13 protein-coding genes are annotated in these 18,890 nt (G+C 39.6%); 7 read left to right on the top strand and 6 right to left on the bottom strand.

Annotation, left to right across the window (positions count from 1 at the left end):
• Positions 1-454: 454 nt before the first annotated feature.
• A complete protein-coding gene (rlmD, locus tag MOO44_RS02835; protein WP_260116915.1) occupies positions 455-1,852 on the bottom strand; it encodes a 23S rRNA (uracil(1939)-C(5))-methyltransferase RlmD in 1,398 nt (465 codons plus the stop codon).
• A gap of 121 nt (positions 1,853-1,973) precedes the next feature.
• On the opposite strand from rlmD, the gene MOO44_RS02830 reads away from it, so the two are divergent.
• Positions 1,974-4,085: a hypothetical protein gene (locus MOO44_RS02830; RefSeq protein ID WP_260116914.1), complete on the top strand. Its 2,112-nt coding sequence runs from the start codon at positions 1,974-1,976 to the stop codon at positions 4,083-4,085.
• 59 nt (positions 4,086-4,144) lie between these two features.
• Here MOO44_RS02830 and MOO44_RS02825 read toward each other — a convergent pair whose 3' ends face one another.
• From MOO44_RS02825 to MOO44_RS02815, 3 genes are all read right to left on the bottom strand, one after another.
• On the bottom strand, positions 4,145-5,377 hold the full coding sequence (locus MOO44_RS02825; RefSeq protein WP_260116913.1) for an MFS transporter: 1,233 nt from the start codon (positions 5,375-5,377) through the stop codon (positions 4,145-4,147).
• A 145-nt stretch (positions 5,378-5,522) separates the two neighbouring features.
• Positions 5,523-6,089 (bottom strand): TetR/AcrR family transcriptional regulator, encoded by a 567-nt coding sequence (locus tag MOO44_RS02820; RefSeq protein WP_260116912.1) that lies wholly within the window; start codon positions 6,087-6,089, stop codon positions 5,523-5,525.
• 189 nt (positions 6,090-6,278) lie between these two features.
• On the bottom strand, positions 6,279-6,722 hold the full coding sequence (locus MOO44_RS02815) for a GNAT family N-acetyltransferase (RefSeq protein WP_260116911.1): 444 nt from the start codon (positions 6,720-6,722) through the stop codon (positions 6,279-6,281).
• 265 nt (positions 6,723-6,987) lie between these two features.
• Between MOO44_RS02815 and MOO44_RS02810 the strand changes: the two genes are divergently transcribed.
• On the top strand, positions 6,988-8,931 hold the full coding sequence (locus tag MOO44_RS02810) for an ABC transporter ATP-binding protein/permease (protein ID WP_260116910.1): 1,944 nt from the start codon (positions 6,988-6,990) through the stop codon (positions 8,929-8,931).
• A gap of 43 nt (positions 8,932-8,974) precedes the next feature.
• Here the strand turns inward: MOO44_RS02810 and MOO44_RS02805 are convergent, their stop codons facing one another.
• Positions 8,975-9,868 carry a LysR family transcriptional regulator gene (locus tag MOO44_RS02805; protein WP_260116909.1) on the bottom strand — a complete coding sequence of 298 codons (894 nt, stop codon included), beginning with the start codon at positions 9,866-9,868 and terminating at the stop codon, positions 8,975-8,977.
• A gap of 13 nt (positions 9,869-9,881) precedes the next feature.
• Entirely contained in the window at positions 9,882-10,490 is a 609-nt protein-coding gene (locus MOO44_RS02800) for an SGNH/GDSL hydrolase family protein (RefSeq protein ID WP_260116908.1), read from the bottom strand.
• 262 nt (positions 10,491-10,752) lie between these two features.
• Between MOO44_RS02800 and MOO44_RS02795 the strand changes: the two genes are divergently transcribed.
• The 5 genes from MOO44_RS02795 to MOO44_RS02775 all read left to right on the top strand — a co-directional run bounded on the left by MOO44_RS02795 (position 10,753) and on the right by MOO44_RS02775 (position 18,883).
• On the top strand, positions 10,753-11,583 hold the full coding sequence (locus MOO44_RS02795; protein WP_260116907.1) for an alkaline phosphatase family protein: 831 nt from the start codon (positions 10,753-10,755) through the stop codon (positions 11,581-11,583).
• Between the two features lie 101 nt (positions 11,584-11,684).
• A complete protein-coding gene (locus MOO44_RS02790; RefSeq protein ID WP_260116906.1) occupies positions 11,685-12,938 on the top strand; it encodes a NupC/NupG family nucleoside CNT transporter in 1,254 nt (417 codons plus the stop codon).
• A gap of 140 nt (positions 12,939-13,078) precedes the next feature.
• On the top strand, positions 13,079-13,759 hold the full coding sequence (locus MOO44_RS02785) for a helix-turn-helix domain-containing protein (RefSeq protein ID WP_260116905.1): 681 nt from the start codon (positions 13,079-13,081) through the stop codon (positions 13,757-13,759).
• Positions 13,760-13,917: 158 nt separating this feature from the next.
• Complete coding sequence (locus tag MOO44_RS02780) at positions 13,918-16,119, top strand: CAP domain-containing protein (protein ID WP_260116904.1); 2,202 nt, start codon at positions 13,918-13,920, stop codon at positions 16,117-16,119.
• A gap of 136 nt (positions 16,120-16,255) precedes the next feature.
• Entirely contained in the window at positions 16,256-18,883 is a 2,628-nt protein-coding gene (locus MOO44_RS02775; protein WP_260116903.1) for a glycoside hydrolase family 70 protein, read from the top strand.
• Positions 18,884-18,890 lie beyond the last annotated feature (7 nt).

Genomic DNA, 18,890 nt, shown 5'->3' with positions numbered 1-18,890 from the left:
TTAATATATTTGTGTTTGATTAGTAGGTTTCTTGAGCGCTCATCCGTAGGCACAAACCCGATGTTTGAGAGGTGTCGACAGTACATTAAATTATACATGAATCCCCAAATGATTCTGGTGGCAGCTTCTGTATATTCATAAACCACACCAAGTGGTGAACCCATAATAGCTTATACCAACATTGAAATTGAGAAATTAATCCCAAGCATACAAAAGAAGTTGTACCAATCACTTCGAAAGATTGCGGGAATGAACCCGAAAACTAATGAGGTATAAGAAAAACCGACCTTGCTTAGTTTGAGTTCACCAGTTTTTGGATTTTTAAAAGTTGCATAATTAGGTGGAATTGGAATCATTCCATTCCCAAACGGGTTCTGCAATTTAATTCACTGCTTTCCTTAATAGTCTATTAAGATAGCTTAACACTTATTAAACCATTTTAAAAACATTGTGCTTACTTTCGGGTGAACTTAACGACAGCTTCGACCCGGGCGGTTTGTGGCATCATATCGATTGGTTGGATAAAATCAACCCGATACCGGCGGGTTAAATCGACTAAGTCGCGAGCTAACGTGGCGGGATTACAGGAGACGTAGACGAATTTTTCGGGAGCCACATCTAAAATCGCATCAATTAATGGTTCTGCTAATCCGGTTCTTGGTGGATCAACGATTAATGCGTCTGGTCGCCAACCCGAATCAATCCATTCAGGAATTAATTCTTCCGCCTTTCCCACGAAGTATTGCGCATTTCGGATTCCGTTGATTTCAGCATTTTGATTTGCATCTTCGACGGCTTCTGCAATCGTATCCATTCCACGAACTTCCTGAACGTACTTGGCTAGTGGTAATCCAATCGTACCGACTCCGGAATAAGCATCCACTAACCGTTCGTTTCCATCAAGGTCCAAGGCGTTAATGGCCACCTCATATAACTGGGGAGTCATAAAGGAGTTTAATTGTAAAAAGGCGCGTGCCGATAGTTCAAACTCTAATCCACCAATTTTTTCTACGATGAATGGTTTACCGGCTAATAGAATGGTTTCATCGCCCCAGATAAGTGGCGTATCACCGGGATTGATGTTTTGCATGACCGATGTGACTTCTGGTAATTGGAGTGCAATTTTCATTAAGATGCGGTGTTGTTTAACGAATTTCTTAGTGTTAGTGACGAAAACGACTTGCACATCATCAGTGTGTAAGGCGGCTCTGACCACGACGGTCTTGATAATCCCAGAGTGGTTCGATTCGTCATAGACGGGGATGTTGAGTTCCTGAATCATTGCTACGATGGCGCGCATTACCTTCATCGTAACTGGGTATTGAACGGAACAGGTCTTTAGATCGACCAGATCATGGCTACGGGTCTTGTATAATCCGGCGATTACCTGACCATCGCGTTCACGAATCTGAAACTGGGCCTTGTTACGATAGCCATAGGGATCCTGCATGCCCATAGTATTATGAATCTTATACCGTTCAAAGCCAATCGGTTGGTATTTATAAAGCGATTGCCGAACGATTTCCTTTTTATACCTTAATTGGGCTGGATAATCCATTGCTTCTAATTCAAAGCCCCCCACGGATTCGGCATAGTTATCGCGGGGAGTGACCCGGTAAGGACTTTTGGTAACGATATTGACGACCTTAGCACGTAAATAATGGTGGTAAGTATTAGTAATTTCAATGGTGACCCGCTCTTTTGGGAGGGCGCCTTGAATAAATACAAGGGTCCGGTCAACGTAACCAACCGCCTCACCATTGACCCCCATTCGATCAAATTCTGGCTTCGTGTTTAAAGTAAATTGTTGACCAATTTGAAATTGATCATTGGTGTTTTGATAGCTTTTCATTATGTTTCCTTTCGTTGTTAATTATTACCATATTATAACATTTAGCGGGAAAATAGGATATTTATGATTGGATGTTGTAAAATATGTATTAAGAATTATTGATAAGATAGGAGCAAGATTAATGAACAAATGGGTTAGATTAGGAGCGATTTCTGCAATTTCACTTGGGATTTTCGCATTTGGTTACGGATACGTTGGGAATAACGTTCGAGTATCTGCTGCTGAACAGTTTTACAGTGTTCCTAATGCAAATTCGAATATTCAACAGGAAAATAACACTTCCAATGCAATGAGTAGCTATGCCGATAATTCCTTACAAACGGTTGCCACTACTCCACCTAGTGTCGCCGCACCTTCCAAGTATGTGCACACCAGTTTGGATATGAACTCCCAAAATAAGGCTGATAGTTATACATCGCAAGATGGCAGCACGACTTTTAATACTTATTACTACCTTCCAGAAGGGTTCCACGTTAAGAGTACAGAACACGGGAACTACCAAAGTTCAGTCCAAGTGGGTGATAACATCTACGTGGTCGAATCAATGGGGACTGGGACGAACCAGGGAGCTATCGTTCGCTACAACGTAAATGACTTACAGCAACTGGGGGTATTAAACCCCGATGGAAGCGGCATCGATACGGTTTGGAAGGCACTGAAGTATATTTCACCATATACACAATCTGGAAATAACCATTCATCTCAATATGCAAATTATCAATCATATTTAGACGATGCCAACAGTCAGTTGCAAAACACCAAAAACCAAGTTCAAAATGCTCAGGACCAATTAGCTAGCGACCAACAAGAAGTTGATGATTATCAAACTGAGTTGGACAAGAGCACTAAGGCCGGGAATCAACAAATTGCGAAGATTCAATCGCAATTAAATACGGCATATAAGGCTGCTAAAAAGGCTGATAAGAATACTCCAATGCCTAAGCCAGCAAAACTCACGTTGGATAACTTCGTTGATACCATGAAATCTGCAAATAGCGTTTATGATGATCGATTGAATAAATTAGCTGCCGATGAACAACAAGTGCGCCAATCAATGAGTGATCTCAAAGCAGCTTTGAAGGGGAAGGCACCAAAGTCATTGGCAGTAAGTAGTTCAGCGGCTGCTGCTAAGGCAGGTTCTAGTGCTTCTGCTTCTGTTTCCGATACTGATAGCGATGCTAGTGCTGATAGTTCGTCAAGTGCTTCCAGTGCATCAGCATCGAGTGATGACACTAAAGCCACTTCTGCTAGTGCGACTGATAAGTCTTCAGTAAAGGATAGCACTACTGATAGCAAGGCTAATGCCAAGACCAAAGTGAAGAAAATTTCGAAGCAGGAATACCAAAAACAAATGCTACCGTTAACTAAAAAGTTAACTAAGATTACCAATCAAAAGAATGATATTAAGAGCAAACGGGCTGTTAATAGCAAGTACCTTGCTCAATATTTAAATGGTTTTGGTAAGAAGTGGAATACTGACACTACGAATGTTAACGATGCAAAGGACTTGATTGTCCAGGATCAACAAGCGATTACGGATGCTAATCAAGCGGTTGTGAATGCCCAAAAGGCAATCGATCAACTAAGTCAAAATCAAGTTGATTTTGCTAAGTATTCTGCAATTGCACATGCTGCCCAAATTAGTCCGTTGATTAATATTGGTCATGGGCAGACCCTTTCTTATAATCCAGTGACTAAGAACCTCTACCTAGCACAAGATGAAACTTCTGGTGATTTACCAGCTAGTGGTTCAAATGTAATCACTGAATTAGATGCGAATACCCTCCAACCAATTAAGCAGTTTAACTTCCAGTTAATGCACAATAACGTTAATTACGCTATTCATACGTTAACGTTTGATAACGATGGGAATGCCTACTTTGGTCGAAAATCAGGTAAGAATTACCAGATATTCAAGGGTCAGTTAAATGAAACTACCGGCCAGGTTAACTTCGCTCCGGTCCCACAAAAGATTAAGTGGGGTGGGACCCATAATCAAGGGTTAACCTATAATCCGGTTAATAATCGCTTATACATTGTATCTGATGATATTATTACATCGGTTCCAGCGGATAAGCTCAGTGCCGGAACGGTGCAACCTTCAGACGTTAACTACATTTCATTCAATACCGGTCGTGAGTTTGAAGATTTAACATTTGATGCCCAGGGATATGGGTACCTATTGATGTTATGGAAACCAGAAATCTTAAAGACGACGGCACCAATTAAATAGGCTAAATAAAAAACCTTCCGATTGGAAGGTTTTTTATTTAGCACATTATCACAATGTGATTAGAACCGGTTTTGGTGATGATTATCAACTTTAATGGCCGGTTTCTTTCGATTGAAGATTTGAACTACGATTGCTGCAATTAACAACGCTCCGATAATGCCACCAAATAATCCAATTCCAGGTTGTTTACCACCCATTGGGGAGAACGAACCCAGAAATTTAACGATTAATGGTGAAAAAGCAGTCCCCATATTACAGCCGACTAGTAGAATGGAATTAGCTAATGCGGTTGAGTTAGCAGGAGCAATTACATCAATTAAACTAAAGAGGTAGTTACCGGCTAATGGGAATGTACAACCGATAATGGCAATTGAAACGATGATCATTGGTAAACTGTCTGAGTAGTTTAACAAGATGGTTCCAACTGATAGACATAGTAAGCCGAGTGGATAAACGAACTTGCCCAAAACCTTAACAAATCCACCGAACAAAAAGCCCATTACCATGCTGACAAGTGTGAACAAGGTGATGATAAAACTACCATCTTGAGCGGTTCCAATTTTTAATGTTACAACAATCGATGGGACTAACACACTAACGATGGCCATTCCCATTGTCATGAATGAACACATTATAGCAGCACCAATGACCCGTGAATTAATTTTAGCCTTAGGGTGGTCAGCTGATTTGTTTTGCGCATCGTTATCATTTTCTTCGTGGTTAACGTTAGGAACGATAGACCAAAAGATTACTAAGACTAAAAACGCCATTGAATATGAAAGAAATGATGCTTGCCAACTAATGCTTAGTAATAATCCAACCAGAATATTGATAATACAGATTCCGATTTGTTCAAAGGAACTTCTAATTCCTAGCATTTGGGATTTGTCATGGCCCTCATAAAAATCATCGATGATGGTAATTACTAATGAATTGAAGAGTCCAATTCCAATCCCAAATACAATTCTAAGCCCTAGGATGACCCAGAGGTTAGGAATGATGGATGGTAAGACTCCCGAAACCCCCATTAAGATTAATCCTATTCCAATGGAATTTTTCATCCCAATTTTTTTCGAAATGCTGGATGAAAACAATAATACGATAAATGCTGGAATTTGTTGGATGGTTGCAATCATATCAACTAATGAAGCGGGATAATTGCTAAATGTCTTTTCCATAGCAGGAAGTGCAGGGGAGATCGCCGTCCCAGTCGTAATAATCAAAGAAATTGAGAGCACCGCAAACCTATGTAGTAAGGTCTTGGGGTTCCAGTTTGTAGCATCTTTACTCATGTGAAACACCTCATTATTAAATGTAATATAAGTCTATACCAATTTAATTATATAACTTTATTAGAATTTAGCAATGCTATTGTAGCTTCTAATCATGCACCGCAATTATCCTATCAGTTCATCCAATTGATAATGTGAATCTTAACTACTTGGTAATAATTTGGTTACTAACTAAAATGGGTCGAATCATTTTTTCGAAGATTTTAAAAAACTCAGCAGGGGTCTCACGGTAATCAGACTTTACCCATTCATAAATAATGGTACTGGCAAGGCCGAACAGGCCCTCAATAACGTAGTTTTCGGGAATGGTAATTTGATTTAAAAGATTTTGCTCCCTAATGAAGATACGACTTTGATGGGTTGCTTTTTGAATGAATCGGGAATCCTTATTATCGATCAACGCCTTAATATAGGCACCATTTTTATAAATGGCGTTAATGACCCGTTGATGGTAATCATTCCATTTTTCAGTATCACTAGGGAACGCACTGACCTGCTGATTAATCTTTGCAATTAAATCATCTTCGACATTTGATAGCAATTCTGCTTGATTAGCATAGTGGTTGTAAAAGGTTGTACGGTTAATTCCAGCAGTGGCAATGATTTGATTAGTGGTTACATTTGATATGCCCTGCTCCATAATTAATTGCCAAAATGCGTGTTTAATGGCAAATTGCGTTTTTTTAATTCTTAAATCATGTTTTACCCGCATATCAACTCTCCATTCATTTTAATCAACTTTTGTTTAATAAAAGTCGTTTGTATTTATAGTTAAAAGTAATTATACTCGTATTTAATTCAACAATGGTTGATTATCTTTACGGATTTATTAATGATGAGCGGTTATTAATAAAAAATGGTTATTCGAATTTAAATTCGAATAACCATGATTGAGTGAGCATTATTTTTCCTTCACCATAAAGATGTGGGGAGTATGAATATGGGTGTATTCATCACCGTGGGCAACAAAGCCGAATTTTTCATAGAAATGCTGTTTATCAGCCTGAGCATGAATTTTAACTGGTTCACCGGGGAAGACGTCAGCAATGGCCTTCATTACGTGATCCATTAACTGCTTACCCATTCCAGTGCCACGGGTATCAGGAGTGGTTAGGACCCGGCCGAATGAGATATAGTCTTCTTCTCGATAGATTCGTGCGTATGCAACGACCTTATCGTTCTCATCGGTTGCCCATAAATGAAATGCGTGTTTGTCTAATTTATCAATTTCTTGAAATGCCCGATTTTGTTCAACCACAAAAACTTGAACCCGGCGGGCATAAATTTGCCAAATTTCGTCATTCATTAGATGTTCAAATGATTCTAAGTGCCACTTGATTTCCATTATTAATCGCTCCTTATCAATTATCTAATATAGTTAATTTTAATTCTAGTTAGTAGAAAATACAAAGAATGTAAAATGCACGATTTTTATATCGTACACTGATATGGATATGATTACAAATATAAATTCTAATTTTTAGTTCTTTATGGATTCTTAAACAAATTAAATTAGTAATTACTTTTAACTATTATTAGATTCTGATATACTATTGGAAACAAAGTTAACAAACAATTCTAAAATTAACTAGATTGAGAGGGGAACACAAATGGCTTTACTAGAGTTAAAAGATATTCAAAAGTCTTACTACCTCGGCAAAGAAGAATTTAAAGTCTTAAAGGGGATCAGCCTAAAATTTAACCATGGTGAATTTGTTTCACTATTGGGAGAATCAGGTGGTGGTAAATCCACTTTAATGAACATTATTGGGGGACTAGATAGTAACTACCAAGGGGACGTGTTATTAGACGGAAATTCCCTTAGGCATGATACTGATAAGCAATTAGATGAATACCGTCGTAAAACAATTGGGTTTATCTTCCAAAACTTTAACTTGATTGGGCACATGACCATTTTGGATAACGTACGGGTCGCCCTTGAAATGAGTGATTTATCAAGAGCTGAACAAAATAAGCGTTCAGAAACCCTATTAAAGCGGGTTGGATTAGGTGATCACATTCATAAGCACCCAAATCAATTATCCGGTGGACAAAAACAACGGGTCGCAATTGCGCGGGCATTAGCTTCTGATCCAGATATCATTATTGCTGATGAACCAACCGGAGCTTTGGATGCTCAAAATACCGATGAAATCCTAAAGCTATTGGATGAAATTGCTTCCGAAGGGAAACTAGTGCTTACGGTTACCCACTCTGATAAGGTCGCTGCCTACGGGACTAGAATTGTGCACATGGCAAGTGGGAAGATCGATAGTGATAAGCAACTTCGTGATCCATACCAAACCGAACCATCCAGTGGAATGAAGCTGCATCCACTTAGAATGGTAGACACATTTAGAATGGCATTCCAACAAATGACATACAATTTGAAGCGAAACCTCTTGATTATTTTCGGGGGTGCGATTGGAATCTTTAGTGTGATCTTCATGTTGGGGCTTGGAAACGGAATTAAGGGTTATATTAATCATCAAATTTACGATCAAATTAACCCTAATTCAGTTCAGGTTACCAAGGGGAAAGCTGATAGTGGCACTGATGCATCCGCCATTTTAAAATCTAACGTGACTAGCAAGGATATTGACAAGCTTGATAATGTTAAGAACGTTAAGTCAGTTGAAAAGGGCTCAATGGCAGTTAGTCCCCAGTTAACCTACAAGGATAAGAACGTTCAGGGACAGGTGCTACAAACTTATAACTCAACGATGCTTGAAAAGAGCATTAAGCAGGGTGATAAGCCAACCAAGAAGAACACGGTCTTACTACCAAAGAGCATTGCACAAAAGATGCAGAGTAACTACAAGGCATTAGTTGGTAAGAAGATTAACCTTGCATTTGCTGCTACTGGTAAGAACGGTCAACCAATTCAAATGAGTCAAAAGGTTACGGTTAGTGGAATTAGTGATAGTGCTTCGCCAGTGATCGCAGTTAGCTACGATACTTTAAAGAGTATCTATAAGGATAATAACCAGACCTTAAAGACGAACTTTGTAACTGCTAACATCAAGGGTGGGGTTGCTGAAGTACAACCAACTCAAGATAAAATTAAGGCATTGAAGGATTCGAATGGTAAGAAGGACTTCCAAATTACCGGTGCCGGATCGATTGTTTCGACCTTGAACACTTACATTAGCTTAGCAGTTAACGTATTAGCTGCAATTGCTGGAATCTCATTATTGGTTTCTGCAATCATGATTATCGTGGTTCTTTACATCAGTGTTGCTGAAAGAACTAAGGAAATTGGGATCCTCCGGGCCCTCGGGGTTACCAAGGGGAACGTTCGTGGCCTATTCTTTAGTGAAGCATTACTACTTGGATTGTTCTCATCAATTTCAGCAACAATCGTTGCTTACTTGATTGAATGGGGAATTAATTCTGCTGCTAGTGGTGCCATCCACTACTCAATTATTCAAATTACAGCTGGTAACGCAATCTTCGGAATCGTAGTTGCAATCATTATTAACCTATTGGCTGCAATGCTACCTGCAAGTCGGGCTGCTAAATTAGATCCGATTGAAAGTTTAAGTGCTGAATAATTTAATATTAATCCTAAAAAAACTGCTCATTTGAGCAGTTTTTTTATTCTAAAATTCCGGTTGGATAACGCTTTTGAATGAACTCCTTAATATGATTTAGCATCCGCCTAGTAGCAGGGGTTTTAATTTGAATTGAATTAATCACTAGGTAAATCGTTCGGTAGTATTTTTGGTCAAATGGATAGACTTTGACCCCGTTTGGAACGTTAGTTAATGCTAACTTAGGTAGAATTCCCATTCCTAATTTACTTTTGACCATTGCCAACATTGATTGATCATCAATACTAAATTGGAGGGCGGTGTTAGTAACGTTGTAACGGTCCAACACCTTCTTAGTATCACCGTAATAATCACTTCGTTGAAGAATAAAACTTTGGTGTTTTACGTCTTCGATGGTAATCGTTTTACCATTGATCGGGATGAAGTCATTGGGAGTGATGCAATAAATTTGATCTTTGACCAACGGGACCTTGATTAATTTCTCAATGATGGGATCACAGGTAAAACCAATGTCAATGGTACCCAACTTGGCATCGTTACTGATATCATCGTATGAGTCCTGGTCGACCGTAATTAAAATATCTGGATACTGAGCACGAAATGAACTAATGATTTGGGGGAGCCAGTTGATACAAACACTACTAAATGCTCCTAATCGAACGGAACCAGCGTTAAGACCGGTGATGTTAGCAGCCTCTTGTTCCAAGCGGTGTTGGGTATTAATAATGTCTTGGATGATTGGCATCACCGCATTCCCATCGGCGGTTAACTTCACGCCGGACCGGTTTCTAATGAAGACCGAAAACCCCAGAAACTTTTCTAGTTGGTTGATGGCATGGCTAATTGCTGATGGGGTAACGTCTAATAGCTTAGCAGCCTTATAAAAACTCTTTTCTTGCACTACGGCGCTGAATGCGCGGTAAGCAAATGAAATCATAGCGTTACCCCTCCTAAATTAAATGGTGCTCTCGAATAAATTTAGCAATATAATCAGCCATGATACCATACATTTTTGCGTTGGGGTGGAGGTGTGAATCATGAAGCCGCTCTTGGTAGTTATCATCAGTTAATAACCGTGGGGCCACTTTATTCCAATCAAGGCATGCGACTTCATGTTCTGCATACGTTTTAGCAATGCCAGCTTGTAATTGGTGGAATGTGTAGCCACCCCCCCGCACGATTTGATCCGCATTGTGGTTAAAATCCCACCGGTTCATTGGCACGATGCCTAAAAGGGTTGCTTTTGGATTCTTGGCCTTGATGGCTTCAACGGCATGGCCCAATTCGTTCTCAACGTCAGTTAGTGACGATGACATGTGAGCGTAATCGTTGGTGCCGTAAAAGATGATGATGAGGTCATATTTGGTAAAGTCAACGCTATTTACCCGGGGGGTGAGATCACCATATTCATGGCGGGTGATCATCGCATTGTTCACCCCGTAGTTAGTTACCTCGCAGTTCAATAACTTACTAAGTTCCTGTGGGTATGTACCATTGGTTAGGTCACGCTCACCATCGTAACCATTGGTGATTGAATCACCTAATGCAAGTATTTTCAAGACAGTTCCTCCTTAAATATAGTATTATCTCTATTATATAGTAACCAATTCAAAAATAACATGAAATTAAGTGCTATAATAAAGTTCCTTGGCAGGGGCTAACTAAATTAGTCATGGTTAAGCTGCTTTTGTAAGTTTATTTTTAAATTTACAAAAGCTTTTTTTGTGACTAGTAAATTAAATGCTATTTACTAACAATTAATACACTGCTATAATCGTTATAAAGATTTAAACGATTCTTAAAAATTAAGGGGTTGTAGAAATGAATTTTCGGCGAATTATCATTATTGACTTGGCTTCGCTCGGGATGGGTGAAGCAAGTGATGCAAACCGTTATGATTCAATTGGTGCTGATACGATTGGCCATTTAGACGAGCAATTCGCAGATCGACTTAGATTACCAGCTTTAGAATCACTTGGTTTTGGTAACATTCGCTGGGATCATGAACTAACGACCATCCCAATGGTTGAACATCCCAAGGGGTTTTATGGTAAGATGCATGCTCAGGTAAAGACTAGTCACGCATCTTCAACGCTTCGCGAAATGTTTGATTATTCGGAGCCATTACGAGTAGTGAGTATCTTTAATAATTTAGCGCGCCAGGGGTTTTCAAATGTTTTAATTTCAAGATTTGTTAACTATCTGGAATCACAAGATGTCTGTAAGCAGGTTCAATGCGCTAGTGATGATGTTTCCTTCGTGGAAGTGCTCTATAACCTAAAGAAGGTTGAAGAGGGGATTATTTATAACCAGGTGCCAGAATTAGCAATTGCTGCCCGTCAAAATAATGCAAGTGCCTATGCTAGTCGGTTAATGGTCGTGGATAAGCAAATCCAGTTATTGATGGATACAATGCTTGATACCGATTTATTAATGGTAACAGCAAGTTTTGCTAAGGACATTGCGATTGATAAACCGACTACTCGTGAATACTTACCAATTATTCTATATACTAAGCATTACCAGGAAGGCCATTCGCTTGGTATTCGGCGCACTTTAGGCGACGTTGCAACTACCATCATGGATAATTTTACTAGTCCAATGAGTAAGAGTGATTTTAAGCATAGCTTATTGCACGAATTAGATCGGTAAATCCACTAACTTGAGAGGAGTGATGTGTGACAAACTGGTGATTTGTTGCTTTAGTTGCATGGTTAAATTTAGTTCTTATTAATAGAAAGGATTAGTTTTTAATGTATCTCTTAATTAACATCGTGGGAATTATTGTATTCCTTGCGATTGCGGTATTATTTTCGAAAAACCGTAAAAAAATTAACTGGCGTTCAGTTATCACCGTTTTAATTTTAAATTTATTGATTGCATTTCTATTGACCGAATTTTCATGGGGTCGTGATGCAGTTAAGGCGGCAGCCGATGGCTTTACGAGCCTGGTTCAAGTTGCTAATGCCGGAATTGGATTTGCATTACCTAGTTGGCTTGCTTTGAAGACACCTGACTTTGTTACTAGTGCATTACTTCCAATCCTTTTGATCGTTCCAGTGTTTGATATCTTAACTTACATTGGGGTCCTACCATTCCTGATCAAATGGATTGGCCGGGGGCTTTCATTCGTTACTGGCCAACCAAAGTTCGAATCATTTTTCTCAGTTGAAATGATGTTTTTGGGGAATACCGAAGCATTAGCGGTTTCACAACTACAGTTAAAGCAAATGAAGGCTAATCGTGATTTAACGATTGCGATGATGTCCATGTCATGTGTTACCGCGTCAATCCTTGGGGCATACGTTCAATTGGTGCCCGGTCAATTCGTATTGACTGCCGTTCCATTGAACATTTTGAACTCGGTAATTATCACTAGTATTTTGAATCCAATTGAAGTTAGTCCTGAAGAGGATACGATTGCTAAATTAGGCTCAAGTGCTGATGTGGCTGAAGCAACTGCCGAAGCTGCTGATGGTGATGAAGATCAGGGTCGCGAACCATTCTTCTCATTCCTGGGTGATTCCATCTTAGGTGCCGGGAAGTTGATCTTGATCATTACCGCGAACGTAATTGCTTTCGTTGCCCTAGCAGCGTTGATTGATAAATTATTAGGATACATTAACCCGTGGATTTCATTGGAACACATTCTAGGAATCATCATGTTCCCATTTGCTTGGTTAATGGGATTAGATGTCCATCAAGCATTTGAATTTGCTCAGTTTATGGGGAAGAAGTTAGTTACGAATGAATTCGTAATTATGCAACAAATCACAAAGAACATTAATAACCACAGCGTCTTTCCACCACACTACCAAGCTCAATTAGTGGTCTTTATTACCTCATTTGCGAACTTGAGTACGGTTGGAATGATCGTTGGTGCATTCAAGGGAATCGTTGATCGGGCTCATAACGACGTAATTAGTAAGAACGTGGTTTACATGCTACTATCAGGAATCTTGGTTTCACTAATGTCTGCTGGAATCGTTGGTTTATTTGTTTGGTAAAATCATTCATAATTAAAAAAGAAGTCGTTTCGGCTTCTTTTTTTATGCTTAAAATACTGTTATCTCAACGATGTAACATGATAATTGCGTTACATTTAGGAACTAATTTGCTATCGTGATGGTTGAAAGGAGTGTCTAATTTGGAATTTGCAACGGTATTAAAAAATAAACGCAAATCAGCTGGTTTAACCCAGCAACAATTGGCAGACCAACTCCACGTGACGCGGCAGACGTTATCACGATGGGAAAATGATTTGAGTTATCCGAACTTGGATACGCTGGTCGACCTTGGGGGCATTTTAAACGTGACGTTAGATGAACTATTGAGGGGAGAAAACAACACGATGGTCAATCAAATTAGTAATGATGTAAGAGCAAAGCAAAAGTATAAACGGTCTACGGTCATTTTAGCAAGCGGATTGGGAGTCCTTTGTATTTTATTGCTGTGGCTGGGGATCTTAGGGTATGGCCGTGCAACCCAAAATGAATATATCGACGCGGTGAATCCATTTTTAAAAACGCAGGTTGGTTATGCGACCCTCCCAGCGAAGAGTCCAGCTTTAAATAAAAAAGTAAGTGCCTACGTATCTGACGATCAATTTGGCTATGGCAGTTGGCTTAAATTTTATACAGGGGCTTATAGTAATAAGCAGAGATGGGCAGCTGTGAAGCATAAGGGATCATATGTTTCATCAATTCGCTTAATTCCCAAAAATCAGATTCCAATTTCGATGCGACAACAAGTGGGTTCGACATACATGGGTAAGCTAAAGGATGAACCCGTGACGGCTAAGCGGATCGCTTGGTGGCCATTTGATTAATACGAATTAAAGCCGTTAGTAAGGAATGACGGCTTTTTTATTTTGGATCATATTGGTGAGCAACGGTTAATTATAGTAAATGATTGATAAGTAAATTTAAATATTTTATAATTATTTTAGTTAATGAATATTAATTATATTGATTAAGGAGATTACATATGAAGAAAAATAATATTTATAAAATAATTACAGTTGCAGTGGTTGCAACGGGGACGTTTGGATTATCAGATGTCAATGCATTTGCCAAAACCCATCCTTCAACGAGGGCGAAGCTGGAAAAGACGGTTAAATTGAGTCATGCTCGAAAAGTGCGTGGTAAGAACGGGGTTATTTATTCTAACTATCATCTTAACCATGCCATCAGTAACCTTAAAAAACATAAACATACGGTTTTTAAAACGAACCGCAAGTATGTGATTAAAAACCAAAGGGGAAAGAAACAGACTTATAGCTTGATTAAGAGCAAGAAGCTGAAGGGGGTCGTATTAAGCCACAAGCTAAGATTAGTCAAGGTAACTAAGGCTAAGCACCATGCTAAGCAGCAATCAACTACCCATAATACGAGTACTACCACAAATAATAATTCCACATTGAATGGCGAGAATCCCCAAACCCCAAGTTCAACCGCAGTGAATCCAACTATTAATCAGGGAGTGGGTTATGATCAAGCCAGTCAAACTAGTGCAAATTCAACGTTAAATAAAACTAGCTATACTGGAGATCCAAATGCTAGTACCGGTAGTGGGACTAGCACCGTTGTAACGACCACCCCAATGGGAATGACTGGGACTTCTGTAACTAGTGATTCAAGTAATGGTAGCAGTAGTGCAGGCGTTTTAAGTCACGCTAGTTCCACTGCTAACAATTCGAATGGAAGTAGTAAGGCTGTAAATAGTGCTAACTCAGCATCCACAAAATCAAGTGAAAGTAGTAGGGCTGCTAGTGCTACTAATGGCTCGAATAATAGTAGCAAGGCTGCAAATAGTGCTAGTTCATCTAATAACTCGAACGGTAGTGCTAAGGTTTCGAATGCCGCGAATGCTGGTAACAATGCCGCTAATACTGCTGCTTCAACTACTAGTCAGACTAGTAAATCTAGTGATCAATCTAATAACAGTAAAACGGCAAGTAAAGCTAGTAACAGTGCTAGTTCATCAACAAAGGCATCCAGTGCTGCATCAAAATCAAATCAGAATAGCAGCAGCGCCAGCTCGTCAACAAAGGCATCCAGTGCTGCATCAAAATCAAATCAGAATATCAACAGCGCCAGCTCGTCAGCAAAGTCAGCTAGCAATGCATCAAATGCAAGCAACAATAGTAGTAGCACTAGCTCGGCTGCCAGTAGCGCAAGTAACAGCGAATTAGCTAAGTACTTTACAGGTGATGAAATTAAGCAAATTAATGCATATAAGAGTGAAGCGGCTGCCATTGGCAATGGTAATTCTGATTCGGATGTTTATGATACTAAGCCAAACGTGAATGGTACATTTAGTGTTGGTAAATTAAACCAGAATTATATTGATAATAGTATTAAATGGATTAATTTTTTCCGGAAAATGGTGGGGATGAATCCAGTTTCTGAAAATAGCAGTTGGTCAACTGAATCTCAATATGGGGCAAATCTGTTGAACGCAGTTAATACTTACAACGATTTTGATAATTACATTGCTCACAATATATCAGCTGTTTACAAGCCACCCTTTATGAGTGATCAAGACTGGAACCGTGGAATTGCTGCAACATCAACTAGTAATATTTCAGCAACATCAAATGGTGAAAATCCATCCCCATATGATGTTGTTACACAGTATCTAAATGATGGTAACAACATTAAGGCTCAGGATGGACCGGGGCATCGTGAATGGTTAACTGGAAATATTGATAGCATTGGGATTGGACTATCAGGCAACTTTAGTGATTATAAAATTTATAATTCTTCAAATAGTGAACATGATTTTAATACAAATGTTAATCACCCGGTTAACTTTCCTGGAAATAACTTATATCCAATCAATTTAGTACAAGGGACCCCATGGTCAGTTTCGGTACCAACTAATTTTAACAATACGACTGTTAAGCCAACTGTCACTGTATATGATAATACTGATAAAAGGGCTGTTTCAGTCACGAATACTAATATCAATGGAACTATCGTTTCTGGTGGAGTTAATTTTAACGGAGTTATCGAGGGCAGTACCTATGCTTATGGATCAGGATACTTCGGTTCTAACGTTTGGTTCACTCCAGATGCTAACGCCATTAAGGTCAACCACAGCTACACAATTACCATTAAGAACTTACCCGGCTACAGTCAACCATACACTTACACCACGAAGTTATTTGATCTAGGAATTAAATAATTAATTTAAAGAGTCGCCATCAAGAGTCACTTTTGATGAGCGGCTTTTTTTGTAAAATTTGCACGGACTAACATATTGAGATACCATTAATAAATATTAAAATTCATATAATTTATTAAAGTTAGGGTGTCTGAATATGCTAAGAAAATTCCATTTACCGCTATTTATGTTTTTCTGCCTCGTTACCATTCTTTTTATTTTTCAGTCACCTCAAATAGTAAATGCAAATGAAGTTACGCTAACTTCAATTAATAACTATAACCGAGCTTATAACCACACTGCGAATTCATTTGATGATACGGCAGATGGGTTCTTAACCCCTGAATCATGGTACCGGCCGAAACAAATTCTGCGGGATGGAGCGCATTGGACCCCGTCTAATGTTGATGACAGACGGCCCCTTTTGATGAGTTGGTGGCCTGATCGGTCAACCAAGGTTAACTACCTAAACTTTATGAATGGCCGGGGGTTTGTGGACACGCCATCGTATCACACCACGCTTGAGTCTAACCATCAATTGGCGGTTGCTAATCGATCCGTTCAAGTGGCAATTGAACGCAAGATTAGTCAAACCCATCAAGTGGATTGGTTAAGACAGCTAATCAAACAATTTGTGAACTCCCAACCCCAATGGAACATCGAAAGTGAGGGGTATGACATTAACGATGGGTTTCAGGGCGGTGCGTTACGGTACGGCAATAGTAAATATACGCCGGCAGCAAATTCCAATTATCGGATTTTGAATCGTTATCCCAACCGCCAAACTGGTAAAAACGCCCATGATGATGAAAATCTATCTGATGGAAACGAATTCTTACTTGCTAATGACGTTGATAATTCCAATCCGGTGGTTCAATCAGAAGCCTTAAACTGGGTTTATTATTTAACTCACTTTGGGAGCATTACTCAACACAATCCCGCAGCTAATTTTGACGGAATTCGGTTTGATGCCGTTGATAACGTCGATGCTGACCTATTGAACATTACCGCAGATTACTTTAAACAGGAGTACCACGTTAACCGAAGCGATAAGAATGCAATTGATCACCTCTCTATTTTAGAGGACTGGGCAGGTAAGGATCCGAATTATGTCTCCGAACATGGTGATAACCAATTGACGATGGATAGTGATCAACACTTTGCACTGATTAATTCGCTAGCGTTGCCGCAAAAACAACGTTTGAGCATGAATCACTTGGCTGATTATACGATTGTCCCTAATCGTGATAATGACACCACCCAGAATCGTGCAACCCCGAACTATTCATTTATGCGGGCCCATGATAGTGGCGTGCAGGAAATTTTATTCCAAATTATCCACGATAAATATGATCATCGATTTGTGGGAGGCCGGGTCAATTCTGATTATTTGAGGCAAGCGCTCAAGGTATATAATGCTGATGAGCAAGCCACCAATAAAAAGTATGCCTACTATAATATTCCAGCTAGCTATGCGTTTATGTTAACCAATAAAGATACCGTTCCACGGGTTTATTATGGTGATATGTATAGCGATGACGGTCAGTTCATGGCGAATAAGTCACCTTACTTTAATGCAATTGAGACGCTGTTAGAAGCGCGGGTGAAATACGTAGCCGGCGGACAAAAGTTGAATGTTCAACATGGCTTATTGACCTCAGTGCGGTTTGGTAGTGGCGCCAATAAGCTAAGTTCACGGGGGAATCAAAAGACGCGGACCTCTGGAATCGGGGTTGTGATCGGAAACCAACCACAAATGAAGTTAAAGTCAAATGCTAAGGTGATTTTGAACATGGGAGCTGCCCATAAAAATCAAACCTACCGGCAGTTGATTGCCCCTAGTACAAATGGATTAGTGACGGCACTTGCAGACAATAATAATCAACAAACACTTAAAACGAACGGGAAGGGCCAGTTAATTTTGACGAATAAACAGATTCAAGGATACCTGAATCCACAGTTGTCGGGCTATCTCTCTGTTTGGGTCCCGACTGGGGCTGCCGATAGCCAAGACGTCCGGACCGCGCCGAGTTCAGCACGAAATCAGACTAAGCAAACATTTCATTCAAACGCCGCGTTAGATTCACAGGTCATTTTTGAGGCATTTTCGAATTTCCAACCCGTCCCTACTAGCCATCAGGAGTATGAAAATGTGATTTTACCGCAGCGTGTGAATGATTTTAAACGCTGGGGAATTACGTATATGCAATTACCACCCCAGTATCGTTCAGTTGGCGGGAACTCGTTTGTGGATGCAACCACCCAAAACGGGTATGCCTTTAATGATCGTTATGACTTGGGATTTGGGAGCCCCACTAAGTATGGGACCGCTAGTGAATTAGCAAACACGATTGAAACGTTCCATCGTGATGGAATTAAATCACTTGCTGACTTTGTGCCTAATCAACTCTATGATTTACCAGGAAAGCAGGTCGTTTCTGCAACCCGAGTGGATATTAATGGTAAGCGGATTAAGGGGACTAAGTTAGTGAATCGATTGTATTTAGCAAATGCATTGGGCCCTAAGAATAGTTATCAGGCTAAGTATGGTGGGAAATTTTTAAAGCAGTTGCAAAAACAACATCCCAAGTTATTTCGTGTTCGCCAGATTTCAAATGGGCAGCGGTTAGTATCGAATCAACCACTCCGCCAGTGGTCTGCGAAATATCTCAATGGAAGTAACATTCAGGGACGTGGCATTAACTATATTTTACAAGATTCACATAGTCATAAGTATTATTTAGTAACCAATCATCATGGATACCTTCCTCAAGCAATTAAGTAGGAGTTTT

The sequence above is a fragment of the Nicoliella spurrieriana genome, from assembly GCF_023380205.1.
GTDB lineage: Bacteria > Bacillota > Bacilli > Lactobacillales > Lactobacillaceae > Nicoliella > Nicoliella spurrieriana.
Note: the sequence above shows the minus strand (reverse complement) of the source record. Positions and strands in the feature narration are given on the sequence as shown.